This window comes from Streptomyces durocortorensis (assembly GCF_031760065.1).
Taxonomy (GTDB): domain Bacteria; phylum Actinomycetota; class Actinomycetes; order Streptomycetales; family Streptomycetaceae; genus Streptomyces.
In genome coordinates, this window is record NZ_CP134500.1 from 6,157,654 (window position 1) to 6,177,502 (window position 19,849).

Here is a 19,849-nt window from a genome sequence, read left to right on the forward strand (position 1 = left end):
CCCTGTACGGGTGGCTCTCCCGGCCCGTTCGCGTGAAACGGGCCGGATGGCGTGATCATGCGGTGTCCGGTGCCCATCATGGCGCTCACAACGAGTGCGTGGAGGTACGCAGGTGAGCGCGCAGGCCACACCACCCCGCGGAAGAGGCGTGTTCCGCACCAAGTCCGTCGAACAGTCGATCCTTGACACCGAGGAGCCGGAACACGCGCTCAAGAAGTCCCTCTCCGCCCTGGACCTGACGGTCTTCGGCGTCGGTGTCATCATCGGCACCGGCATCTTCGTCCTCACCGGCAAGGTCGCCAAGGAGACGGCGGGACCCGCGACCGCCCTCGCGTTCGTCGCGGCGGCCGTCGTGTGCGCGCTGGCCGCGCTCTGCTACGCCGAGTTCGCCTCCACCGTCCCGGTGGCGGGCTCCGCCTACACCTTCTCGTACACGTCACTGGGCGAGCTGGTGGCCTGGATCATCGGCTGGGACCTGGTGCTGGAGTTCGCGCTGGGCACCGCGGTGGTCGCGGTCGGCTGGTCCGGCTACGTCCGCTCACTGATGGACAACGTCGACTGGACGATGCCCCAGGCGCTCTCGGGGCCGGATGCGGCGGAAGGGTTCGGCTTCGACCTCCTGGCCTTCGCCCTGGTGCTGGTGCTGACCGTCATCCTGGTCGTCGGCATGAAGCTCTCCGCCCGGGTCACCTCGGTCGTCGTGGCGATCAAGGTCGGCGTGGTCCTCATGGTGATCGTCGCGGGCCTGTTCTTCATCAGGGCCGAGAACTACAAGCCCTTCATCCCCCCAGCCGAGCCGCAGCCCGCCGGTTCGGGCTGGGACGCCCCGCTCGTACAGCTGATCTTCGGCTACGAACCCACCAACTTCGGCGTCATGGGCATCTTCACGGCTGCCTCCATCGTCTTCTTCGCGTTCCTCGGCTTCGACGTGGTGGCCACCGCCGCCGAGGAGACCAAGCTGCCCCAGCGCGACATGCCGCGCGGCATCCTCGGCTCGCTCATCATCTGCACGGTGCTCTACGTGGCGGTCTCGATCGTGGTCACCGGCATGCAGCACTACAGCGAACTCTCCGTCAGCGCCCCGCTCGCCGACGCCTTCAAGGCCACCGGGCACCCCTTCTACGCCGGTCTGATCAGCTTCGGCGCGGCGGTCGGCCTCACCACGGTCTGCATGATCCTGCTGCTCGGCCAGACCCGCGTCTTCTTCGCGATGAGCCGCGACGGCCTGCTCCCGCGCTTCTTCTCCAGGACGCACCCGCGCTTCAGGACCCCGTACCGCCCGACGATCCTGCTCGGCGTGCTGATCGCGGTCATCGCCGGGTTCACGAGCATCGACGAGCTGGCCACCCTGGTGAACATCGGCACGCTCTTCGCCTTCGTCGTCGTCGCGCTCGGCGTCCTGGTCCTGCGCCGCACCCGCCCCGACCTGCACCGCGCCTTCCGCACCCCGTGGGTACCGGTCCTGCCGGCCGCCTCGGTGGCGGCCTCGGTCTGGCTGATGCTCAATCTGCCCGCGGAGACCTGGCTGCGGTTCGGCGCCTGGATGGCGCTGGGCGTGGTCATCTACTTCGTGTACGGGCGCTCGCACAGCCGGATGGCCAGGGAGGGGCGCTGAGGAGTGTCCGGCAATCCCGCGCGGGCGGGCGGCGCCCGGCACGCGCGCTCGGGAGTCTCGCGCGTCCAGCATGCCGCCCCCGCCATTAATATGATCCTATGACTTGGCTGATCACGGGTGGTGCGGGTTTCATCGGGGCGCATGTCGTCAAGGCGATGCTCGACGCCGGCGAGCGCGTAGTGGTGTACGACGATCTATCGACCGGGGACCCGGCCCGCGTGCCCGCGGACGTGCCCTTCGTCAAGGGCTCGACCCTCGACCGGGGGCAGCTCGACCGGACGTTGTCGGAGTTCGCTGTCGACGGGGTCGTCCACCTCGCCGCCAAGAAGCAGGTGGCCGAGTCCGTCGCGCTTCCGCTCCACTACTACCGGGAGAACGTGCACGGTCTCCAGACTCTTCTTGAGGCCGTCACGGAGGCGGGAACCCGACGGTTCCTCTTCTCCTCGTCCGCGGCTGTCTACGGCCTTCCCGACGTGGACCTCGTCACCGAGGGGACGCCGTGCGCGCCGATCAATCCGTACGGCGAGACCAAGCTCGCCGGTGAGTGGATGGTGCGCGCGGCGGGCGCCGCACACGGCATGGCGACAGCCTCGCTGCGCTACTTCAACGTCGCGGGGGCGGGGAGCCCGGCCCTCGCCGACACGGGCGTCTTCAACCTGATTCCCATGGTCTTCGAGAAGCTCACGGAGGGCGCGGCCCCGATGATCTTCGGGGACGACTACGCCACCCCGGACGGCACCTGCGTCCGCGACTTCATCCACGTCGAGGACCTGGCTTCCGCGCATCTCGCGGTGGCGGGCGCCCTCGGGGAGCGCGGCGACGGCTCCGACCTCACGGTCAACATCGGCCGGGGCGCGGGCGTTTCGGTACGCGAGATGATCGCCCTGATCGGCGAAGTCACGGGATACGGCCCGGACGCCGAGCCCGCCGTGATGGCCCGTCGAGCCGGGGACCCGGCCCGGGTGGTGGCCTCGGCGGACCGGATGCGTACGGAGCTGGGCTGGACGGCTCGGCACGACGTACGCGACATGGTCGCCTCGGCGTGGGAGGGCTGGTGCTTCTCCCACCCGGAGGCCCGTCGCTGACCGCGCCCGCACAGGGCTGACGCGGCGAGGCCCCGGGGACGCACCCCCGGGGCCTCGCCGCGTCGGTCGTTCCGGTCCGGTGTCAGCCGCCCGTGGCCGGGGACTTCTTGGCCGATTCCGGGATCGTGGCGTCCGTGCGGATCGCCTCCCACAGTTCGCCGGCCTGCGGCTCGGCGGCGACCACCCGGTTGCGGTCCTGCTTGTCGTACGCCACCGGAAGCATGATCGTCTCCATCGAGCCCGGGTCGACCCCGTTCATCGAGCGGCCGAACTCCGCGAGCGAGGTCAGGGAGGCGAGCCCGGAGTCGGTCGTCAGCGCCTTGGTGGCCGAGTTGGCGATCTTGTACGAACTCGCCGGGCTGCCCAGCAGGTCCTGCGACTTGATCTCGCTCAGCAGCGCCAGCAGGAACTGCTGCTGGAGGCCGATACGGCCGAGGTCACTGCCGTCGCCGATGCCGTGCCGGGTCCGGACGTAGGCGAGGGACTCGGTGCCGTTGAGCTTGTGCGGTCCGGCGGTGAGGTTGAGGCCGGAGGCCTTGTCGTTGATGTCCTGGGGCACATCGACGGTGACTCCGCCGATGGCGTCGACCAGGTCCTTGAACCCGGCGAAGTTGATTTCCAGATAGTGGTCGATCCGGACCCCGGACATCTTCTCGACCGTCTTGACGACGCAGGCCGGGCCGGCCAGCGAGTACACCGAGTTGAACATCACCCGGTTCGCCTCGGGGAGGTCCGAGCCGTCGGACTTGGAGCAGACGGGCCGGGTCACGAGCGTGTCGCGGGGGATGGACACCGCGACCGCCTTCGTGCGGCCCTCGGGTATGTGCACGACCATCGCCGTGTCGGAACGGGCACCGCTCACCGCCCCGCCGCCGCCCAGCTCCTTGTTCTCGGCGCCCGCCCGGGAGTCGGAGCCGAGCACCAGCAGGTTCTGCCCGGCGGTCGGGAGCTTCTCCGGACGTTCGTCGCCGAGCGCCTTGTCGATGTCGACGCTCTTGATGTTGCCGTCGAGCTGGCTGTAGAGCCAGTAGACGGTCCCTCCGGCGGCCAGCACCAGCGCGAGCAGGGTGAAGAGGATTCCTCGCCGTACGCGCTGCCCGCGTGTACGAGCCTTCGGGGCCCGGCGGCTCTTGGGCTTGCGGCGGGAGGGCAGGTCGGAGTCGTCAGACATACACACAGCTCGTCATCGTCTGGGCCCCGGGGTCAGTGGGGTAACCACTGAGGCGTGTCGGACCCTCCTTGGGGATCGGCTGCCGAAGCCACAGGAGGGGATCGTGCGGATGCTCGCCGCGGTTCGGATGTTGGGACAGCAGGACCGCAGGAGAACACCTGTTGATCGAACATGGTCGGATCAAACAGATGCTGGAGAACTATAGACAGATTTCTGGACCGGAAGGGAGAGCGCATATCTTCTTGGGAGCCGGGATGCATCGGAACGCCCGGTTCCGCTCCAGAGGGGATCGTCGGGCTCATGGCACGCAGAGGGGGACGCCGAGGCGGGCGTGAGGACAGGGCGCCGCACGGGTCGGGGACATCCCCGACCGCCCGCTCCGAGGCGGTGGCGATCGTCGTGGCCACACCGGCGGACGCGCTTGCTCTGCTGGCCGGGGAGGAGCCCGGGGCCGCCGTGCACATCGTCTGTGCCCAGCCCGGCACGGCCGACGAGCGCGCCGCCCTCGACCGGGCCGTCGAGGACGCCGCACGGAGGGGCGTCCGGGTGGCGGGGGACGCCTGGGTCATCGACGCCGAGGTGGGAAAGATCACAGCCCTGGTCCTCGACGCCCTGCACGAGCTGCGGCCGTTGCGCGTGCGGACGCTGGACCCCGACCCGGCGCACGTGGCCTTCGACGCCGAGGCCAAGCGCCCGGTCATCGCCGAGCCGCCGCTGCGGGGCAGTGTGGCGCGGGCCACGATCGCGGCGGCGCGCAGGTATCAGCGCACCTGCGGTGCGCCGGTCTTCGTCGACTGCCGGCGGGCCGGGGTGGATCCACGGCTGGGGGCGCAGGCAGCTGCCCGCCACCCCCGGTCCACCCGGTGGCTCGTCCGGGGTGCGGACGGCCGGCTCTCCGCGTATCTGCCGTCCGCCGCGGGCGTGCTGCGCTGGACCGAGCGGACGGCGGGGCGGGACGACTGGTCGGGCCCCGAACTGCTGGAGAGCCCCGACCTCCTGCCGGGGCTGACCGTGCTCCAGGACGGCGACGGCTATGCGCACCTGATCGGTCTGCGGCGCCGGAAGCGCGCCGACGGCAAGGAGCATGTCGACATCGTCCACACGACGCAGTACCAGAGCGGACGCCCCATCGGCCCGTGGCATTCGGTGGGCAACCCGAACGCCAACGACCGGGCCAAGGCGCGGGAGGTGGGCTTCCCGGCGGCGGTCTTCGACACCGCGGGAAACCTGCATGTCTTCGTGCGGAACTTCGGACACGGCGTCAGCACCCGCCGCCAGACACCTGACGGGAAGTGGAGTGCGTGGCAGCACCTGCGGGGCGTGGCCGTCGCCGATGAGCTGATCGCACTGCCCGGCCGGCTCGGCGGCGCCGAGATCTGGGCCCGGACGAGGGACACGGCTTCGGCGGTCCGCTGGCACCAGGAGGCGCCCCAAGGTGCGTGGACCCTGGACGCGGAGCCCATGGTGAGCCCCTATCCGGGGAGCCTTTCGGCGGCGCCCGAGGCGGGTACGGTCCGCTTCCGCTACGCGGCCACCAACGAGGTCTGTGCCGGGGTGCCGGGAGGCGGTCCGGTGGGGCTGGGGGGCGCGGACGGGGCCGGGCCGATCGCCGCTGTCGCCGGAGTGGACATCCAGGGCTGGGGCTGCACCGTGCTGGCGAGGTGGGGCCACGCGGGGTCGTGTGCGGTGGGAGCCCACGAGGACGGCCGGCCGGAAGGCGGCGTCTGGTGGTTCGACGCGGGGGAGACCTCGCTGGTGCCGCCCGCGGTGGCCGTCGACGGGTACGGCCGGGCCGTCATCACCCTGCTGGGGGCCGACGGCCGGCTGAGGGTCGCGCGCCAGGAGCCCGGCGCGAGCGGGCTGGCCTTCGGCTCGTGGATCACGGTTCGGTGACATAGCGGCCATAAAGGATCAATGATCGACCTGGTTCGCATGCGTACAACCATTGACAGTTTTGGTTTGTCTTTGAACTTGCTATGGTCTTGATCTGAAACTTACGTGGACAACAGGTGAAGCAACTGTGTCCATGATGTGAATGCCCCCTTGATCGCGTGTGCAAGCCGCTGGGGCGTGCTCGCAGGTACGCAAGGTCTGAGGGGTTATGGGGAAGCTGTCGCTGAGGGCTGTTCAGAAGCTGACGTGCAAGAAGCGCGACGCCTGGTGGACGGTTCTCCTGGTCGACCCGGTCGCCACCCGCATGCTGATCGGGATGGCGAAGTTCAAGTTCATCACCCCGAACCGGGTCACCTGGGCGGCTCTCTTCGTGGGCCTCGGGTCCGCGTACTTCTTCCTCAAGGGCGACGCGTGGTCGCTGGCGATCGGGGCGGGCCTCTACCACCTGAGCTTCATCCTCGACTGCATCGACGGCAAGCTCGCCCGGCTCAAGGGCAACGGCACCGTCTTCGGCGGCTGGCTCGACTACGTCTTCGACCGCATCAGGGTCCTGTTCTGCGCGCTCGCCCTGATGGGCGGGCAGTACCTGCGCACGCACAACGAGCTCTACCTGCTGGCAGCCCTGGTCGTGGTCTTCCTCGACATGCTCCGGTACGTCGACGCCCTGCAGATCTACAAGATGCGCATGTCCATGCGCATGAAGATCGAGAAGGTCACGCTGGAACGCCAGCGGCTGGACGAGGAAGAGGCCGAGCGGGAAGCCCGCGCGGCCGCCCACCGCCCGGCCGAGCCCGAGCAGCCCAAGGTCGTCTTCATCGAGGACCTGCTCCGGGAGAACCCGGGCGTGGAGGCCGAGGTCCTCAAGCAGCAGACGGGCGAGGTCGTCGACCTGCACGCGCAGTTCCGGCACCGCTTCCCCTGGTACACCCGGTTCCGCCAGGCCCTGCTGCGCAGCCGCATCCGGCCGCATCTGATCAGCGGTATCGAATTCCAGATGTTCATCTTCATCGTCGCGCCGCTGATCAACCAGATCCTGTGGACGACGGCGATATCGGCGCTGGCCCTCGGAGCCTTCGAGCTCGTCATCATGTACAAGTTCTGGCTCTCCACGCGTGACTTCACCCGCCTCATGGAGGAGCTCGCCCCGACGCCGCCCACCGCGGGCACCATTGCCGAGCACCTGCACCGCGGCCGCCACCGCCGCGCCGCCGCCCTCGACGAGCCCGCGCGTCAGGAGACCCTGGCCCGGCAGTTCCCCCTGCCCGAGCAGGACGACGACCTGGGGTTCCAGCCCTACCCCCAGCCGTACCCGCAGCACGCGCAGGACATCGAGACCCAGCAGCTCAGGGCCCTGCCCTACTGGGTGGAAAACGAAGGATCCGTACGATGAGTTCCCCGGTTGACCCGTCCGCGTACACGGTCTCCGTGGTGGTCCCGGCCTACAACGCGAGCGCCACCCTCGGCCGGGCCCTGCGGTCCGCTCTCGCCCAGACGCATCGCAACGTCCAAGTGATCGTCGTCGACGACGCCTCGGCCGATGGAACGCTCACGGTGGCGAGGGAGTTCGCCGCCCAGGACCATCGTGTACAGATCATCGAGCGCCCGGAGAACAGCGGCGGGGTCGGCGCTCCCCGGAACGACGGCATCATGGCCGCCACCGGACAGTACGTCATGTTCCTCGACGCGGACGACGAGCTTCCGCTCAAGGGCTGCGAGGAACTGCTCGCCTCGGCGGTGGTCACCGGGTCGGACATCACCGCCGGCCGGACGCTGCGCGTCAACCTCAACACTGATGAGACCTCCGTCTGGCAGCCGCAGCTGTACGCCGCGCCACGCACCGTCGCCGGGCTGCGCGCCCTGCCCCAGCTCTTCGACGACCCGATCGCGGCGGGCAAGCTGTACCGGCTCGACTTCCTGCACAACAACGGCGTCCGCTTCCCCGAAGGCGTGTACTACGAGGACACCTACTTCTCGACGCTCGCCAACTACCGTGCCTCCTCGATCACCTTCATCACCGCGCCGGTCTACCGCTGGATGTGGGAACGGGACTCCTCGGCCCCCTCCATCACCAACCGGCGGGGCGAGCTGCGCAGCATCCGGGACCGGGTCGCCGTCCACCAGTTCACGGACGGGTTCCTGCGCCAGGTCGGTGAGCAGGAACTCCTGGCCCACAAGGTGGTGAAGTTCCTCTCCCACGACCTCCATCTGTACGCCCGGGAGCTCCGCTCCGGCGACGAGCGCTACCGCAAGGCCTTCGCGGGCATCGTGGCGCCCTATCTGCGCTCCCTCGAACCCTCCGTCTACGAACTGTGCGGCGTGATGGAGCGGGTGCGGGCCTTCTGCCTCATCCACGAGCGGGTGGACCTCGCGCTGTCCGTCTCGGACTACAGCCAGCGGCGCAGCGTGCTCAGCTCGGACCTGGTCGAGCGGGACGGTCGCGTCTACTGGTCGGAATCGCTCCTCCGCTTCCCCCAGGCGGAGCACTTCCTCGACGTCACCGACCTCGAACTCACCGGCAAACCCCTGGGCGACGCCCGGCTCTTCAACCAGGCGACGGAACTGGAGATCAGGGACGGTGAGCTCCACCTCTCCGGATTCATCCTGAACCAGTTCGGAAGGTTCTCCGCCGACGGAAAGGTCGAGCTCAAGGCCGTCCTGCGGCTGCGCAGCACCAAACGCGACCACGTCTTCCCCGTCAACGCGATCGAGATCGACGACCACCGGGTCCACTACCAGTCCGTGCTCGACCTCGCATCCAGCATCGGAGCGGCCGCCGACGACGGAGTATGGAACCTCTTCGTCCAGGTGCGCCACGCCGGAGAACGCGCCACCACGACCGTCGCCGTCCACGGCATCGACATCACCCGCGACCGCTACCAGGCGCCCTCGGGCCCGGTCGAGATGTACGAGACCGTCAGCGGCAACGTCGCCCTGCGGCCGGAGACCCGGGAGCGCACCCAGCAGGACACCCGCCGGGGCACCCCCTGGCACTGGTGGCAGGGGAACGAGGAGCCCCCGCCCCTGCCCGCCCTGCACTCCTACCGGGCGGCGGTCGTCGTCCACTGCCACAACGACGAGCACCACCTGTACGAGTTCCTGCACTCGCTGGCCGCCCAGTCCCTGTTCGCCGAGACCCAGGTCATCTTCGCGGACGACGGTTCCACCGACCGCACGGCCGAACTGCTGGACAACTTCGCGGCCTACTACCGCAACGCGAGCGTGCTGCGGCTCCCGGCCCGGGGCGCCGCCCTCGCGTACGACCAGGGGCTGGCCCAGGTCACCGCGCCCTACGTGCTGTTCGCGCGGGGCCGGGACATCCTGGGGGCCGACTGTCTGAGGCAGCTCACCGAATCGGCCGACAAACACGACATCGACGTGGTGATCGGCAACTACGACACCTTCCCCGGGCCCCGGCGCAACGCCGACGAGCCGTGGAAGAGGTACTTCGGCAAGGGCGCGCGCGGGGTGACCGACCTGGTCAGGAAGGCCCCCCACATGGTCTTCTCGACCGACCTCGGCAACAAGCTCTTCCGTGTCTCGCTGCTGCGCGGCCAGGGGCTCAGAGCGGCGGACGGCGGCCCCTTCGCCGACGTCTGGCTGAGCCTGGTGGCCGTGCTGGCCGCCCGTTCCTTCAGCCTGGTGGACCGCTACGTCTACTTCGACCGCGACCCCGCCCGTAACGACTCGCTCTTCGACGTCGACTGGAACGACCCGGCCAAGGTCCGCCGGCGGCTGCGGCTGAACCGCTTCCTGCTGGACTTCGGCGACCTGATCGAGGCGCCCTCGGCCCGGCTGATCCACCGGTTCGTGGTGCGCTCGTACCAGCCCTATCTGCGCAACTTCCACCGGATCATGAACCGATCCGAGATCGCGGAGGTCTTCGACGAACTCTGCGCCGTCTATGCCCGCCTGCCCGAGGACCTGCTGCTCCAGTACGTCGTCCACCCGGTGTCCCGGGTGCAGCACCATGCCGTTCGGACCAGGAACTTCGAGCTCTTCTGCGATCCGCTGGGCGGCGCGGACTACGAGCCCAGGGTCCGGCTGGACGAACAGGGCATGTACCGGCAGCTGGCCGCCGACCCGGTGGCCTCCCGGCTGCTGCGGGTGGAACGGCAGCGCGGCGTGCTCGAAAGCATCCGGTACCGCGACGGCGAGCTGCAGTTCGAGGGCGTGATGACGCTGACCGGCGTGGACATCGCCCAGCTCCTCACGAACCGTTTCGAGCTGGTCTGCACGGACGGGAACCGGTCCGTGGCCATCGAGGCGGAGCAGGTCTACCGCCGGGACCGCTGGCGCGTCCGCAAGGAGCGCGACTGGTACGGCGGCTGGCGCGCCTCCGCCGATCCCTCGGTCCTCGCCCCGCTCTCCGGACGCGACCTGACGGTCTCACTCCGCTTCCACGACGGTGAGCGCCACACGGACGCTCCCGTCGCCGCCCGGCTGATGCTCCACCGTTTCAAGGGCATGCGCCGCATCGGCAGCGACCGGCTGTGGCTCGGTGTCCGTGCGGACGACTCCGTGGTGTTCCGGTACTTCACCGGTGCCGGGCAGAAGCTGCGCGGCCGGATCTGGCACCTGCTGCGCCAGACCCGCGCCGCGCTGCCCGGCCGCCCCGGCTGGCGGACCCGGCTGGCGTACCTGCTGAGCTATCCCCGGCTGCACCGCAAGGACATCTGGATCATCGGCGAGCGGGCCGACACGGCCCAGGACAACGCCTACCACCTGTTCCGCTGGATCAGGGAGAACCACCCGCGCCGCAAGGTCTACTACGCGATCAACGGCGACGCCAAGGACCGCGCCAAGGTCGCTCCGTACGGGCGCGTGCTGGACCGGACGTCCCGCAAGTACCGCGTCTATCTGCTGCACGCCAAACGGCTCATCAACCCCTATGACCTGGAGGCCTACCTCGGCTTCCCCGAGCTCAGCAAGAGCTCCTTCCTGCGCGGCTACGGCGACCTGCTCAACTACCGCAGGGTCTTCCTCCAGCACGGGGTCACCTACAACGACGTGGCGCCCTCCGTCCATCACCAGGTCACCAGCGTGGACCTGCTGCTGACGGTCGGTCAGGCCGAGCGGTCGTACTTCGCCGAGCACTGCGGATACGGCTACGCGCGCGTCGCGGCGGCCGGATTCCCCCGGTTCGACGCGCTGAAGCCGGTGCGCTCCGAGCGCCCGAGAATCCTGCTGATGCCCACCTGGCGGCGGGACATCGTGGCGCCCTCGTACGACAAGGCGGCCAAGGCGAAGATCCCGTTCGCCGCCTCGGAGTACTTCCGGTTCTTCTCCACCCTGCTGCGCGACGAACGCCTGCTGTCCGTGCTGGAACAGTGCGGTGTGGACCTGGAGTTCATGCCGCACTACGAGATCCGCCCCTATCTGCACCACTTCCGCATCGACCACCCCTCCGTCACGGTCACCGGCGACGGGCGGGACGTCCAACTGGCCATGCGCGAATGCTCGTTGCTGGTAACCGACTACTCCTCGGTCTTCTTCGACGTCGCGTACATGGGCACGCCCATCGTGTACACGCCGTTCGACGAGGAGGACTTCTACGGCAACCACTACAAGCGCGGCTACTACGAGTTCGAGCGGGACGGATTCGGCCCCGTCTGCCGTGACGTCGACTCCACCGTCCGGGAGATCATCGACACGGTGCGCCGCAACTTCACCGTCGAGCCCCAGTACCGGGCCAGGGTGGACGCGTTCTTCGGGCGTCGGGACACCAGCAACTCGGAGCGGGTCTTCCGTGCCATCGAGGGACTCGAATCGGCCGTGGAGAGCAGCCGGGCGACCGACGCACCGGCGACGTCACGGTCGATGCCCGGCATCGGGCCGGACGGCGGGACGGGGTTCCGTGAGCCGGACCGGCACCGGGAGTGGGCGTAGTGCCGCGTCGTCCGCGCACCCTGTTCCTCGCCGGTGATTCCAGCGTCACGAGCCGGCCGCGCAGCCTTGCGCCCATGGCCGGCTGGGGCCAGGCGCTCCCGCTCTTCCTCAGCGGCGTCAGCGTGATCAACTGCGCTCGGGCCGGGGCCAGTTCGCGGAGCTTCGTCGAGCGGGGCAGGCTGGCGTGGATTCTGCGGGAGGCTCGCCCGGGCGATCTGCTGCTGGTCTCGTTCGGTCTCATCGACATGAAGCGCTGCGCCGGGCGCTTCACGGAGCCGTTCACCGACTTCCAGCACTACCTCCGACGCTGCGTCGACGGCGCACGGGACCGCGGGGCACATCCCGTGCTGGTCACCAGCCAGGAGCGCGGGGTCTTCGACGCGCAGGGCAATCTGCGGCGGCTGCTCGGCCTGTACCCGCTGGCGATGAAGGAGATCGCGGAGACGGACTCCGTACCGCTGATCGACCTCAACGAGTGGAGCGTCCGACGGTGGCGGCGGGCGGGGCCGCACGGTACCCGGCGGATCTTCCTGCACCTGGAGCCGGGGGAGCATCCCAATTTTCCCGAGGGCGTGGCCGACCACACCCACCTCCGGGCGTCCGGAGCGATCGAGTGCGCCCGGTTCGTGGCCGGTGAACTCCAGGACCGCGCCATGCTGGAACCCGACCACTTCACCGGCGTGGAACGCCCTGACGTCCTTGAGGACAGCGTCGCCTGGCTGGAGGACCACGACTTCGACGAGCTCACCCGCACCCGGACCCTGGAGGTGGTCATATGAACGACTGGCATCCGCTGGCACGCATTGAGGTCGCTCACCCCGAACGCACGGCGGTGTCGGCCGTACTGGAACTGCACGCCGATGCGGACCCCGCGCTCGCGGTCGTCCCCGGCCAGGAGATCTGCCTGCACCTTCAGGTGACCCCGGCGGGCGGGCCCTACCGGGCGTACGGCTACCTCTTCGACGACATCGTGGCGGAGCACGCCACGATGACGAACCTCCAGGGCCTCGGCCATCTCCCCAACGGGCGGTTCGCGACCTACGCCCGGGGCAACGAGCCCCGCGCCGTGACCGCTGTCCTCAAGGTCTCCGACGACGCTCCCGAAGGTGCTGTCCTGCTGCCCAAGGTGTGCGTCGGGGTGATGTCGTACGCCGGTGAGAAGCTGGTGTCCTCCGCGCAGATCACCGACGCCGGATTCCGGGTGCGGCGCGCGTGGCTCCCGGGCCGCAACATCACGATTCCGCCCGGGGGCCGGGCGGTCATCGGCGTCGACCGGGAGGTGGCCGAGGCGGGCCTTCGGGTGGTGGGTGTGGGGCTTCCCCAGTACGGCGGCGTCAGCGCGCTGCCCGACGGCAGCATCACGTACACCGGTGTGCCCGGAGCCACCGGCTACGACCGGTTCTCCGTCTGCTACGAAAACGCCGCCGGGACGCGCAACTGGTCCGAGGTGACCGTGTACGCCGGGGACGACGTGGGCCTGACTCCCGGTCTGTTCCCCGGAGCCCACACGGGATGAACCGGCGACGGCTACTGGCGGCCGGGGCGGCGGCCTGGGTGTTGAGCGGGTGCCGCTCCCCGGACGGCCCGGCGGCCGACGACGCCCGGGGGCCGTCCGCCGGAGCCTCCCGCCCGCCGGAACCGCCGCGGAGGCCGACCGTCCCGCTGCCCCCGGGGGTGACCTATGCGGAGCGCACCGTGCGGATGTCCGGGGGCCCGGTGCGCCACCAGGTCCTGACGATCGCCCGCTCGGCGCCGGTGCGGGTGAGCCCGGTACACGGCGACCGGCTCGACTCCGCGCGGACCGTACGGTCCATGGCCCGCGACGCCGGGGCGGTCGCGGCCGTCAACGGGTCCTTCTTCGACATCCGTACGAGCGCGGTCTTCAGCGGCTACGACGGAGACCCGCTTGGGCTCCTGATGGAGAACGGAACCCTGCTCAGCGAGGCGGCGAACGGGCGTACCGCCCTGGTGCTCGGTGTGCGGGGCGCGGGCCCGCGCATCGTCGAAGCGCGGTCCGTGACCCGGGTGACGGCCGCGGACGGCACGAGCCGACCGGTCGACGGCGTCAACCGGGTGCCGGGGCGGATCGTCGGGTGCGGCGGCACCGGAGGAGACGTCCTGCGGCGTACGGGGCGCGCCATGACCCGTCCCGTGCACAACCAGCTGTGCACGGACAGCGGGGAGCTGGTCCTTTTCACGCCCCACTGGGGCCCCGCCACCGCCGCGGGCGGGGACGAGGTGGTGGAAGCCGTCCTGGCCGCCGACGGCCGGGTCCTCGACCTGCGTCGCTCCGCCGGACCGGTGCCCGCCCACGGCCGCGTCCTGCAAGGTATCGGGGAGGGTGCGGCATGGCTGCGTCGGCACGCCGCCGGCTCCGCCGTCCTGACCCTCGCCTCGGAGGTCTTCGACGAGACGGGGCGCCGCATCCCGGGGGAGGGGGCGGGAATGCTCGGGGCAGGCCCCCGGCTGCTGCGGGGCGGCGCGACCGACATCAACATCGAGGCCAACGGAGTCGCGGCGACGGCCCTGCGGCAGCGCCACCCCCGCACCCTGGCGGGGGTCGCCGAGGACGGCACACTGCTGCTGGTCACCGTCGACGGCCGCGAGCCCGGCGGCAGCGTCGGGGCGACCTTCGACGAGGCGGCGGAGCTGATGCGCTCGCTGGGCGCCCACGACGCGATGAACCTCGACGGCGGGGGCTCCACCACCATGATCGTGAACGGTCGTCTCCGGAACCGCCCCCGGTCGGGCGAAGGCGCGGAGGTAGGGGAGCGCGCGGTCGCCGATGCCCTCGTCGTCGTACCCCTGTGAACTCCGGAACGGCCCGGCGGCACACGCACGGGAACGGCCCGGCACACCACATGGGTGCCGGGCCGTTCACCTGCCGTGCGTACTACGCGGGCACGCTCGCCACACCCTGCTCAAGGAACGGCTTGCCGTTCACCCGCTGGGAGACGCCCTCGCGGTCCAGGTACGGCGTGATGCCGCCCAGGTGGAAGGGCCAGCCGGCGCCGGTGATCAGACACAGGTCGATGTCCTGGGCCTCGGCGACGACGCCCTCGTCCAGCATCAGGCCGATCTCCTGCGCCACCGCGTCGAGCACGCGGTCGCGGGTCTGCTCCTCGGTGAGGACGGTGTCGCCCTGCTTGAGGAGGGCGGCGACCTCGGGGTCGAGGACCGGCGCGCCGGAATCGTAGACGTAGAAGCCGCGCTTGCCTGCCTTCACGACCGCCGCGAGGTTCTGCGAGACGGTGAAGCGCTCCGGGAAGGCGCGGTTCAGGGTCTCGGAGACGTGCAGGCCGATGGCCGGGCCGACCAGCTCCAGGAGCACCAGCGGGGACATCGGCAGGCCGAGCGGCTCGACGGCCTTCTCCGCGACCTCGACCGGGGTGCCCTCGTCGATGACGTTCTGGATCTCGCCCATGAAGCGGGTGAGGATGCGGTTGACGACGAACGCCGGGGCGTCCTTCACCAGGACCGCGGTCTTCTTCAGCTTGCGGGCCACGCCGAACGCCGTCGCCAGTGAGGCGTCGTCGGTCTGCTCACCGCGCACGATCTCCAGCAGCGGGAGGATCGCGACCGGGTTGAAGAAGTGGAAGCCGACGACCCGCTCGGGGTTCTTCAGCTTCGACGCCATCTCCGTCACCGAGAGCGAGGAGGTGTTGGTGGCGAGGATCGCGTGCGCCGGGGCGACCGCCTCGACCTCCGCGAACACCTGCTGCTTGACGCCGATCTCCTCGAAGACGGCCTCGATGATGAAGTCCGCGTCCGCGAAGCCCTCGGCCTTGTCGAGGACACCGGAGACCAGGCCCTTGAGGCGGTTGGCCTTGTCCTGGTTGATGCGGCCCTTGCCGAGCAGCTTCTCGATCTCGGCGTGGACGTAGCCCACACCCTTGTCGACGCGCTCCTGGTCGATGTCCGTGAGGACGACCGGGACCTCCAGGCGGCGCAGGAACAGCAGCGCCAGCTGGCTGGCCATCAGACCGGCGCCGACGACGCCGACCTTGGTGACCGGGCGGGCCAGGTTCTTGTCCGGGGCGCCGGCCGGGCGCTTGGCGCGCTTCTGGACCAGGTTGAAGGCGTAGATGCCGCTGCGCAGCTCACCGCCCATGATCAGGTCCGCCAGCGCCTGGTCCTCGGCGTCGAAGCCGGCGCTCAGGTCGCCGTCCTTGGCCGCCGCGATGATGTCCAGCGCCCGGTACGCCGCCGGGGCCGCGCCGTGCACCTTGGAGTCCGCGATGGCCCGGCCGCGGGCGACGGCCTGGTCCCAGGCCTCACCGCGGTCGATCTCCCCGCGCTCGACCGTGACCGAGCCCTTGAGCACGTTCGCGGTCCACACGAGCGACTGCTCCAGGAAGTCCGCACCCTCGAACAGCGCGTCCGCGATGCCGAGTTCGAAGACCTGCTTGCCCTTGAGCTGACGGTTCTGGTTCAGCGAGTTCTCGATGATCACCGAGACCGCGCGGTCGGCGCCGATCAGGTTCGGGAGCAGCGCGCAGCCACCCCAGCCGGGGACCAGACCGAGGAAGACCTCGGGCAGCGAGAACGCCGGGAGCGCCTTGGAAACGGTGCGGTAGGTGCAGTGCAGACCGACCTCGACACCGCCGCCCATGGCCGCGCCGTTGTAGTACGCGAAGGTGGGGACAGCGAGGCCGGAGAGGCGGCGGAAGACGTCGTGGCCGCCCTTGCCGATGGCCAGCGCGTCCTCGTGACGGCTCAGCAGCTCGACGCCCTTGAGGTCGGCGCCGACGGCGAAGATGAACGGCTTGCCGGTGATGCCGACACCGGTGATGGTGCCCTCGGACGCCTCCTTCTCGACCTGGTCGATCGCGGCGTTCAGGTTCGCCAGCGACTGCGGTCCGAAGGTGGTCGGCTTGGTGTGGTCCAGGCCGTTGTCCAGCGTGATGAGCGCGAACCGCCCGGCGCCGTACGGCAGATCCAGGTGGCGTACGTGCGCCTGGGTGACGACCTCGCCGGGGAACAGCTCGGACGCACCCTTCAGAAGCTCAGTGGTGGAGCTCACTTGTTGCCTCCGTCAGCGTTGAAGTGCGGGTTCTCCCAGACGACCGTGGCGCCCATGCCGAAGCCGACGCACATCGTCGTCAGGCCGTAGCGGACCTCGGGCTGCTCCTCGAACTGCCGGGCCAGCTGCGTCATGAGCCGGACACCGGAGGAGGCCAGCGGGTGGCCGTACGCGATGGCACCGCCGTACTGGTTGACGCGGGCGTCGTCGTCGGCGATGCCGTAGTGCTCCAGGAAGGCGAGCACCTGCACGGCGAAGGCCTCGTTGATCTCGAAGAGACCGATGTCGTCGATGGTCAGGCCCGCCTGGGCCAGCGCCTTCTCCGTGGCCGGGATCGGACCGTAGCCCATGACCTCCGGCTCGACGCCCGCGAAGGCGTAGGAGACCAGGCGCATCTTGACCGGGAGGCCCAGCTCGACTGCGACGTCCTCGGCGGCGAGCAGCGAGGCGGTGGCGCCGTCGTTGAGCCCCGCGGCGTTACCGGCCGTCACGCGACCGTGGGCGCGGAAGGGGGTCTTCAGGCCCGCGAGGGACTCCATCGTGGTGCCCGGGCGCATCGGCTCGTCGGCGGTGACCAGGCCCCAGCCCGTCTCGCCCGCCTCGGCGTTGGTGCGGCGCACCGACACGGGCACCAGGTCCTGCTGGATCTTGCCGTTGGCGTACGCCTTGGCGGCCTTCTCCTGCGAGCGCACCGCGTAGGCGTCGGCGCGCTCCTTGGTGATCGTGGGGTAGCGGTCGTGCAGGTTCTCCGCCGTCATGCCCATGAACAGGGCGGACTCGTCGACCAGCTTCTCCGACACGAAGCGCGGGTTCGGGTCTACGCCCTCGCCCATCGGGTGGCGGCCCATGTGCTCGACGCCACCGGCCACGACGACGTCGTACGCGCCGAAGGCGATGGAACCGGCCGTCGAGGTGACGGCGGTCAGCGCGCCCGCGCACATGCGGTCGATCGAGTAGCCCGGGACGGACTGCGGCAGACCGGCCAGAATTCCGGCGGTACGGCCCAGCGTGAGGCCCTGGTCGCCGATCTGCGTGGTCGCGGCGATGGCGACCTCGTCGATCTTCTTGGGGTCCAGGTCCGGGTTGCGGCGCAGCAGCTCCCGGATGGCCTTCACGACGAGGTCGTCGGCGCGGGTCTCGTGGTAGATGCCCTTGGGGCCCGCTTTGCCGAACGGGGTGCGGACGCCGTCGACGAAGACGACGTCCCGGATGGTACGAGGCACGGTGGCTCTCCTCCAGGGTGCGGGATGGCACTGCTGCGGGGCACGCCACGGGGCGCGCCGCCTGCCCATCATGCTACTTGCGGGTAACCAGACTGCCCACCCCCCACGGCCGGAGCGTCGAAGGTCACACCGGGGCGGCGGCCGGTGCGGTGCCTCACGGGCACCTCCGCGACCATCAGGACCAGCAGTTCGAGGCGGAGGCCCAGCGCGCGCCGCAGCACCAGGAAGATTCGGTCGCTCCCGTGCGAGTCGATCACCGGAGCGCCTCCGGCCGCCGGCAGGAGCGCCGGCAACCTGGCGTGATTTCGCTCCTCCGCGACGAACATCCGCACCGCCGACGCATACGCTGCGTCGCCGTCCGCCTCCGTATTGTCGACCAGTCCGGCTCCGTCGCCTCCTCGCCGACCTGGAACCGCTGCACGCTGCGCCGGATCGCGAGGTGCGGCAGCGCTCCGGTCTCCCGGTCCGGGTCGCCCGGCTCCGTACGATCCCGCCGCGCGGCCTCGAACACGCGTATCCAGCCGCCGTACGCCGGGGTGTCCACGCCCGCCCCCGCGACCGCCGTGGTTCAACCCCTGTGGTTCCTGCCGCGTTCCGGCCGGAGAAGTGAAACACCCCCCGGCCGACGGCCGGGGGGTGTACGGGAGCGCGTGTGTACGGGATCAGGCGCCGGCGTCCAGAGCCCGGAGCAGCAGGGGTGCGACCTGCTGGATCTGCCAGTTCCGTGCCCCGTATCCGGCGAGGGTGTCCTCGACGGCGCTCGGGGTGGGGTTCGCCGGGGGCTCCCAGCAGACCCGGCGCACGGTGTCCGGGGTGATCAGGTTCTCCTGGGGCATGCGGAGGCGCTCGGCCAGCTCCGAGACGGCGGTGCGGGCGGCCGAGAGCCGGGCGGCGGCGGCCGGGTCCTTGTCGGCCCAGGAGCGCGGGGGCGGCGGCCCCGCGGGCTGCTGGCCGGGCTGCGGGAGCTCCGACTCCGGCAGCGCCCTGGCCCGGTCCACGGCGGCCTGCCACTGCTCCAGCTGGCGGCGGCCCATGCGGTGGCCGAATCCCGGCAGCGCGGTCAGGGCCTGCACATTGACCGGCAGCGCGAGCGCGGCCTCGACGATCGCCGCGTCGCCGAGGACCTTGCCCGGCGAGACGTCGCGGCGCTGGGCGACCTGGTCACGGGTGGTCCACAGCTCGCGGACGACCGCCATCTGGCGGCGGCGGCGCACCTTGTGCATGCCCGAGGTCCGGCGCCAGGGGTCCTTGCGGGGCGGGGCCGGCGGCGCGGATGCGATGGCGTCGAACTCCTCCCGGGCCCACTCCAGCTTGCCCTGTCGCTCCAGCTCCTTCTCCAGCGCGTCGCGCAGGTCGATCAGGAGCTCCACGTCGAGCGCGGCGTAGCGCAGCCAGGGCTCGGGCAGCGGGCGGGTGGACCAGTCGACCGCGGAGTGGCCCTTCTCCAGGGCGTAACCGAGGACGTTCTCCACCATCGCCCCGAGGCCGACGCGCGGGAAGCCCGCGAGCCGTCCGGCAAGCTCGGTGTCGAACAGCGAGGTGGGGGTCATGCCTATGTCCCGCAGGCACGGCAGGTCCTGGGTGGCCGCGTGCAGGATCCACTCGGTGTCGCTCAGTGCGGAACCGAGGCCCGAGAGGTCGGGGCAGCCGACCGGGTCGACCAGTGCGCTGCCCGCGCCCTCGCGGCGCAGCTGTACGAGATAGGCGCGCTGGCCGTAGCGGTACCCCGAAGCGCGTTCGGCGTCGACGGCCACCGGGCCGGTGCCCGCGGCGAAGGCGGCGATCACCTGGGCGAGGGCGTCGTCGGACGTCACCACCGGGGGAATGCCCTCGCGCGGTTCGAGCAAGGGGATCGGCGCCGGGGCGACGTCGTCCGGGGGAGCGCCCCCGGTGGTTCGCAGTGAAGTGTCTGCTGCGGTCTCTTGGGCGTCGGTCACGCCTCAAGGGTATAGG

At 70.4% G+C, this 19,849-nt stretch carries 13 protein-coding genes; 8 read left to right on the forward strand and 5 right to left on the reverse strand.

Annotation, left to right across the window (positions count from 1 at the left end; all coding sequences use genetic code 11):
• The first annotated feature begins 148 nt into the window (after nt 1–148).
• Together RI138_RS27190 and galE are read left to right on the forward strand one after the other, a co-directional pair.
• Complete coding sequence (locus RI138_RS27190; protein ID WP_311121997.1) at nt 149–1,615, forward strand: amino acid permease; 1,467 nt, start codon at nt 149–151, stop codon at nt 1,613–1,615.
• Nucleotides 1,616–1,713: 98 nt separating this feature from the next.
• Nucleotides 1,714–2,700, forward strand: coding sequence for a UDP-glucose 4-epimerase GalE (galE, locus tag RI138_RS27195; RefSeq protein ID WP_311121998.1), 987 nt, complete (start codon nt 1,714–1,716; stop codon nt 2,698–2,700).
• A gap of 82 nt (nt 2,701–2,782) precedes the next feature.
• On the opposite strand, the gene RI138_RS27200 is transcribed toward galE, so the two are convergent.
• Nucleotides 2,783–3,871 (reverse strand): LCP family protein, encoded by a 1,089-nt coding sequence (locus RI138_RS27200; protein WP_096627437.1) that lies wholly within the window; start codon nt 3,869–3,871, stop codon nt 2,783–2,785.
• 300 nt (nt 3,872–4,171) lie between these two features.
• On the opposite strand from RI138_RS27200, the gene RI138_RS27205 reads away from it, so the two are divergent.
• The 6 genes from RI138_RS27205 (at nt 4,172) to RI138_RS27230 (ending at nt 14,461) form a co-directional block, all read left to right on the forward strand.
• Nucleotides 4,172–5,764 carry a hypothetical protein gene (locus RI138_RS27205; protein ID WP_311121999.1) on the forward strand — a complete coding sequence of 531 codons (1,593 nt, stop codon included), beginning with the start codon at nt 4,172–4,174 and terminating at the stop codon, nt 5,762–5,764.
• Between the two features lie 208 nt (nt 5,765–5,972).
• Entirely contained in the window at nt 5,973–7,154 is a 1,182-nt protein-coding gene (locus RI138_RS27210; protein ID WP_096627435.1) for a CDP-alcohol phosphatidyltransferase family protein, read from the forward strand.
• Nucleotides 7,151–11,650 (forward strand): bifunctional glycosyltransferase/CDP-glycerol:glycerophosphate glycerophosphotransferase, encoded by a 4,500-nt coding sequence (locus tag RI138_RS27215; RefSeq protein WP_311122000.1) that lies wholly within the window; start codon nt 7,151–7,153, stop codon nt 11,648–11,650. Before RI138_RS27210 ends, RI138_RS27215 begins: the two co-directional genes overlap by 4 nt.
• Nucleotides 11,650–12,429, forward strand: coding sequence for a rhamnogalacturonan acetylesterase (locus RI138_RS27220; protein ID WP_311122001.1), 780 nt, complete (start codon nt 11,650–11,652; stop codon nt 12,427–12,429). The genes RI138_RS27215 and RI138_RS27220 overlap by 1 nt, the downstream gene beginning before the upstream one ends.
• A complete protein-coding gene (locus RI138_RS27225) occupies nt 12,426–13,166 on the forward strand; it encodes an Ig-like domain-containing protein (protein ID WP_311122002.1) in 741 nt (246 codons plus the stop codon). The genes RI138_RS27220 and RI138_RS27225 overlap by 4 nt, the downstream gene beginning before the upstream one ends.
• Nucleotides 13,163–14,461, forward strand: a complete 1,299-nt coding sequence (locus RI138_RS27230) for a phosphodiester glycosidase family protein (protein WP_311122003.1) — start codon at nt 13,163–13,165, stop codon at nt 14,459–14,461. The genes RI138_RS27225 and RI138_RS27230 overlap by 4 nt, the downstream gene beginning before the upstream one ends.
• An 82-nt stretch (nt 14,462–14,543) precedes the next feature.
• Here the strand turns inward: RI138_RS27230 and RI138_RS27235 are convergent, their stop codons facing one another.
• The 4 genes from RI138_RS27235 to RI138_RS27250 form a co-directional block, all read right to left on the reverse strand.
• Nucleotides 14,544–16,673 carry a 3-hydroxyacyl-CoA dehydrogenase NAD-binding domain-containing protein gene (locus RI138_RS27235; protein ID WP_311122004.1) on the reverse strand — a complete coding sequence of 710 codons (2,130 nt, stop codon included), beginning with the start codon at nt 16,671–16,673 and terminating at the stop codon, nt 14,544–14,546.
• Entirely contained in the window at nt 16,670–17,896 is a 1,227-nt protein-coding gene (locus RI138_RS27240; RefSeq protein WP_311122005.1) for a thiolase family protein, read from the reverse strand. Before RI138_RS27240 ends, RI138_RS27235 begins: the two co-directional genes overlap by 4 nt.
• 68 nt (nt 17,897–17,964) lie before the next feature.
• On the reverse strand, nt 17,965–18,153 hold the full coding sequence (locus RI138_RS32435) for a hypothetical protein (RefSeq protein WP_398863831.1): 189 nt from the start codon (nt 18,151–18,153) through the stop codon (nt 17,965–17,967).
• Nucleotides 18,154–18,558: 405 nt separating this feature from the next.
• On the reverse strand, nt 18,559–19,833 hold the full coding sequence (locus RI138_RS27250) for a ribonuclease D (RefSeq protein ID WP_311122006.1): 1,275 nt from the start codon (nt 19,831–19,833) through the stop codon (nt 18,559–18,561).
• Between the last annotated feature and the right edge of the window lie 16 nt (nt 19,834–19,849).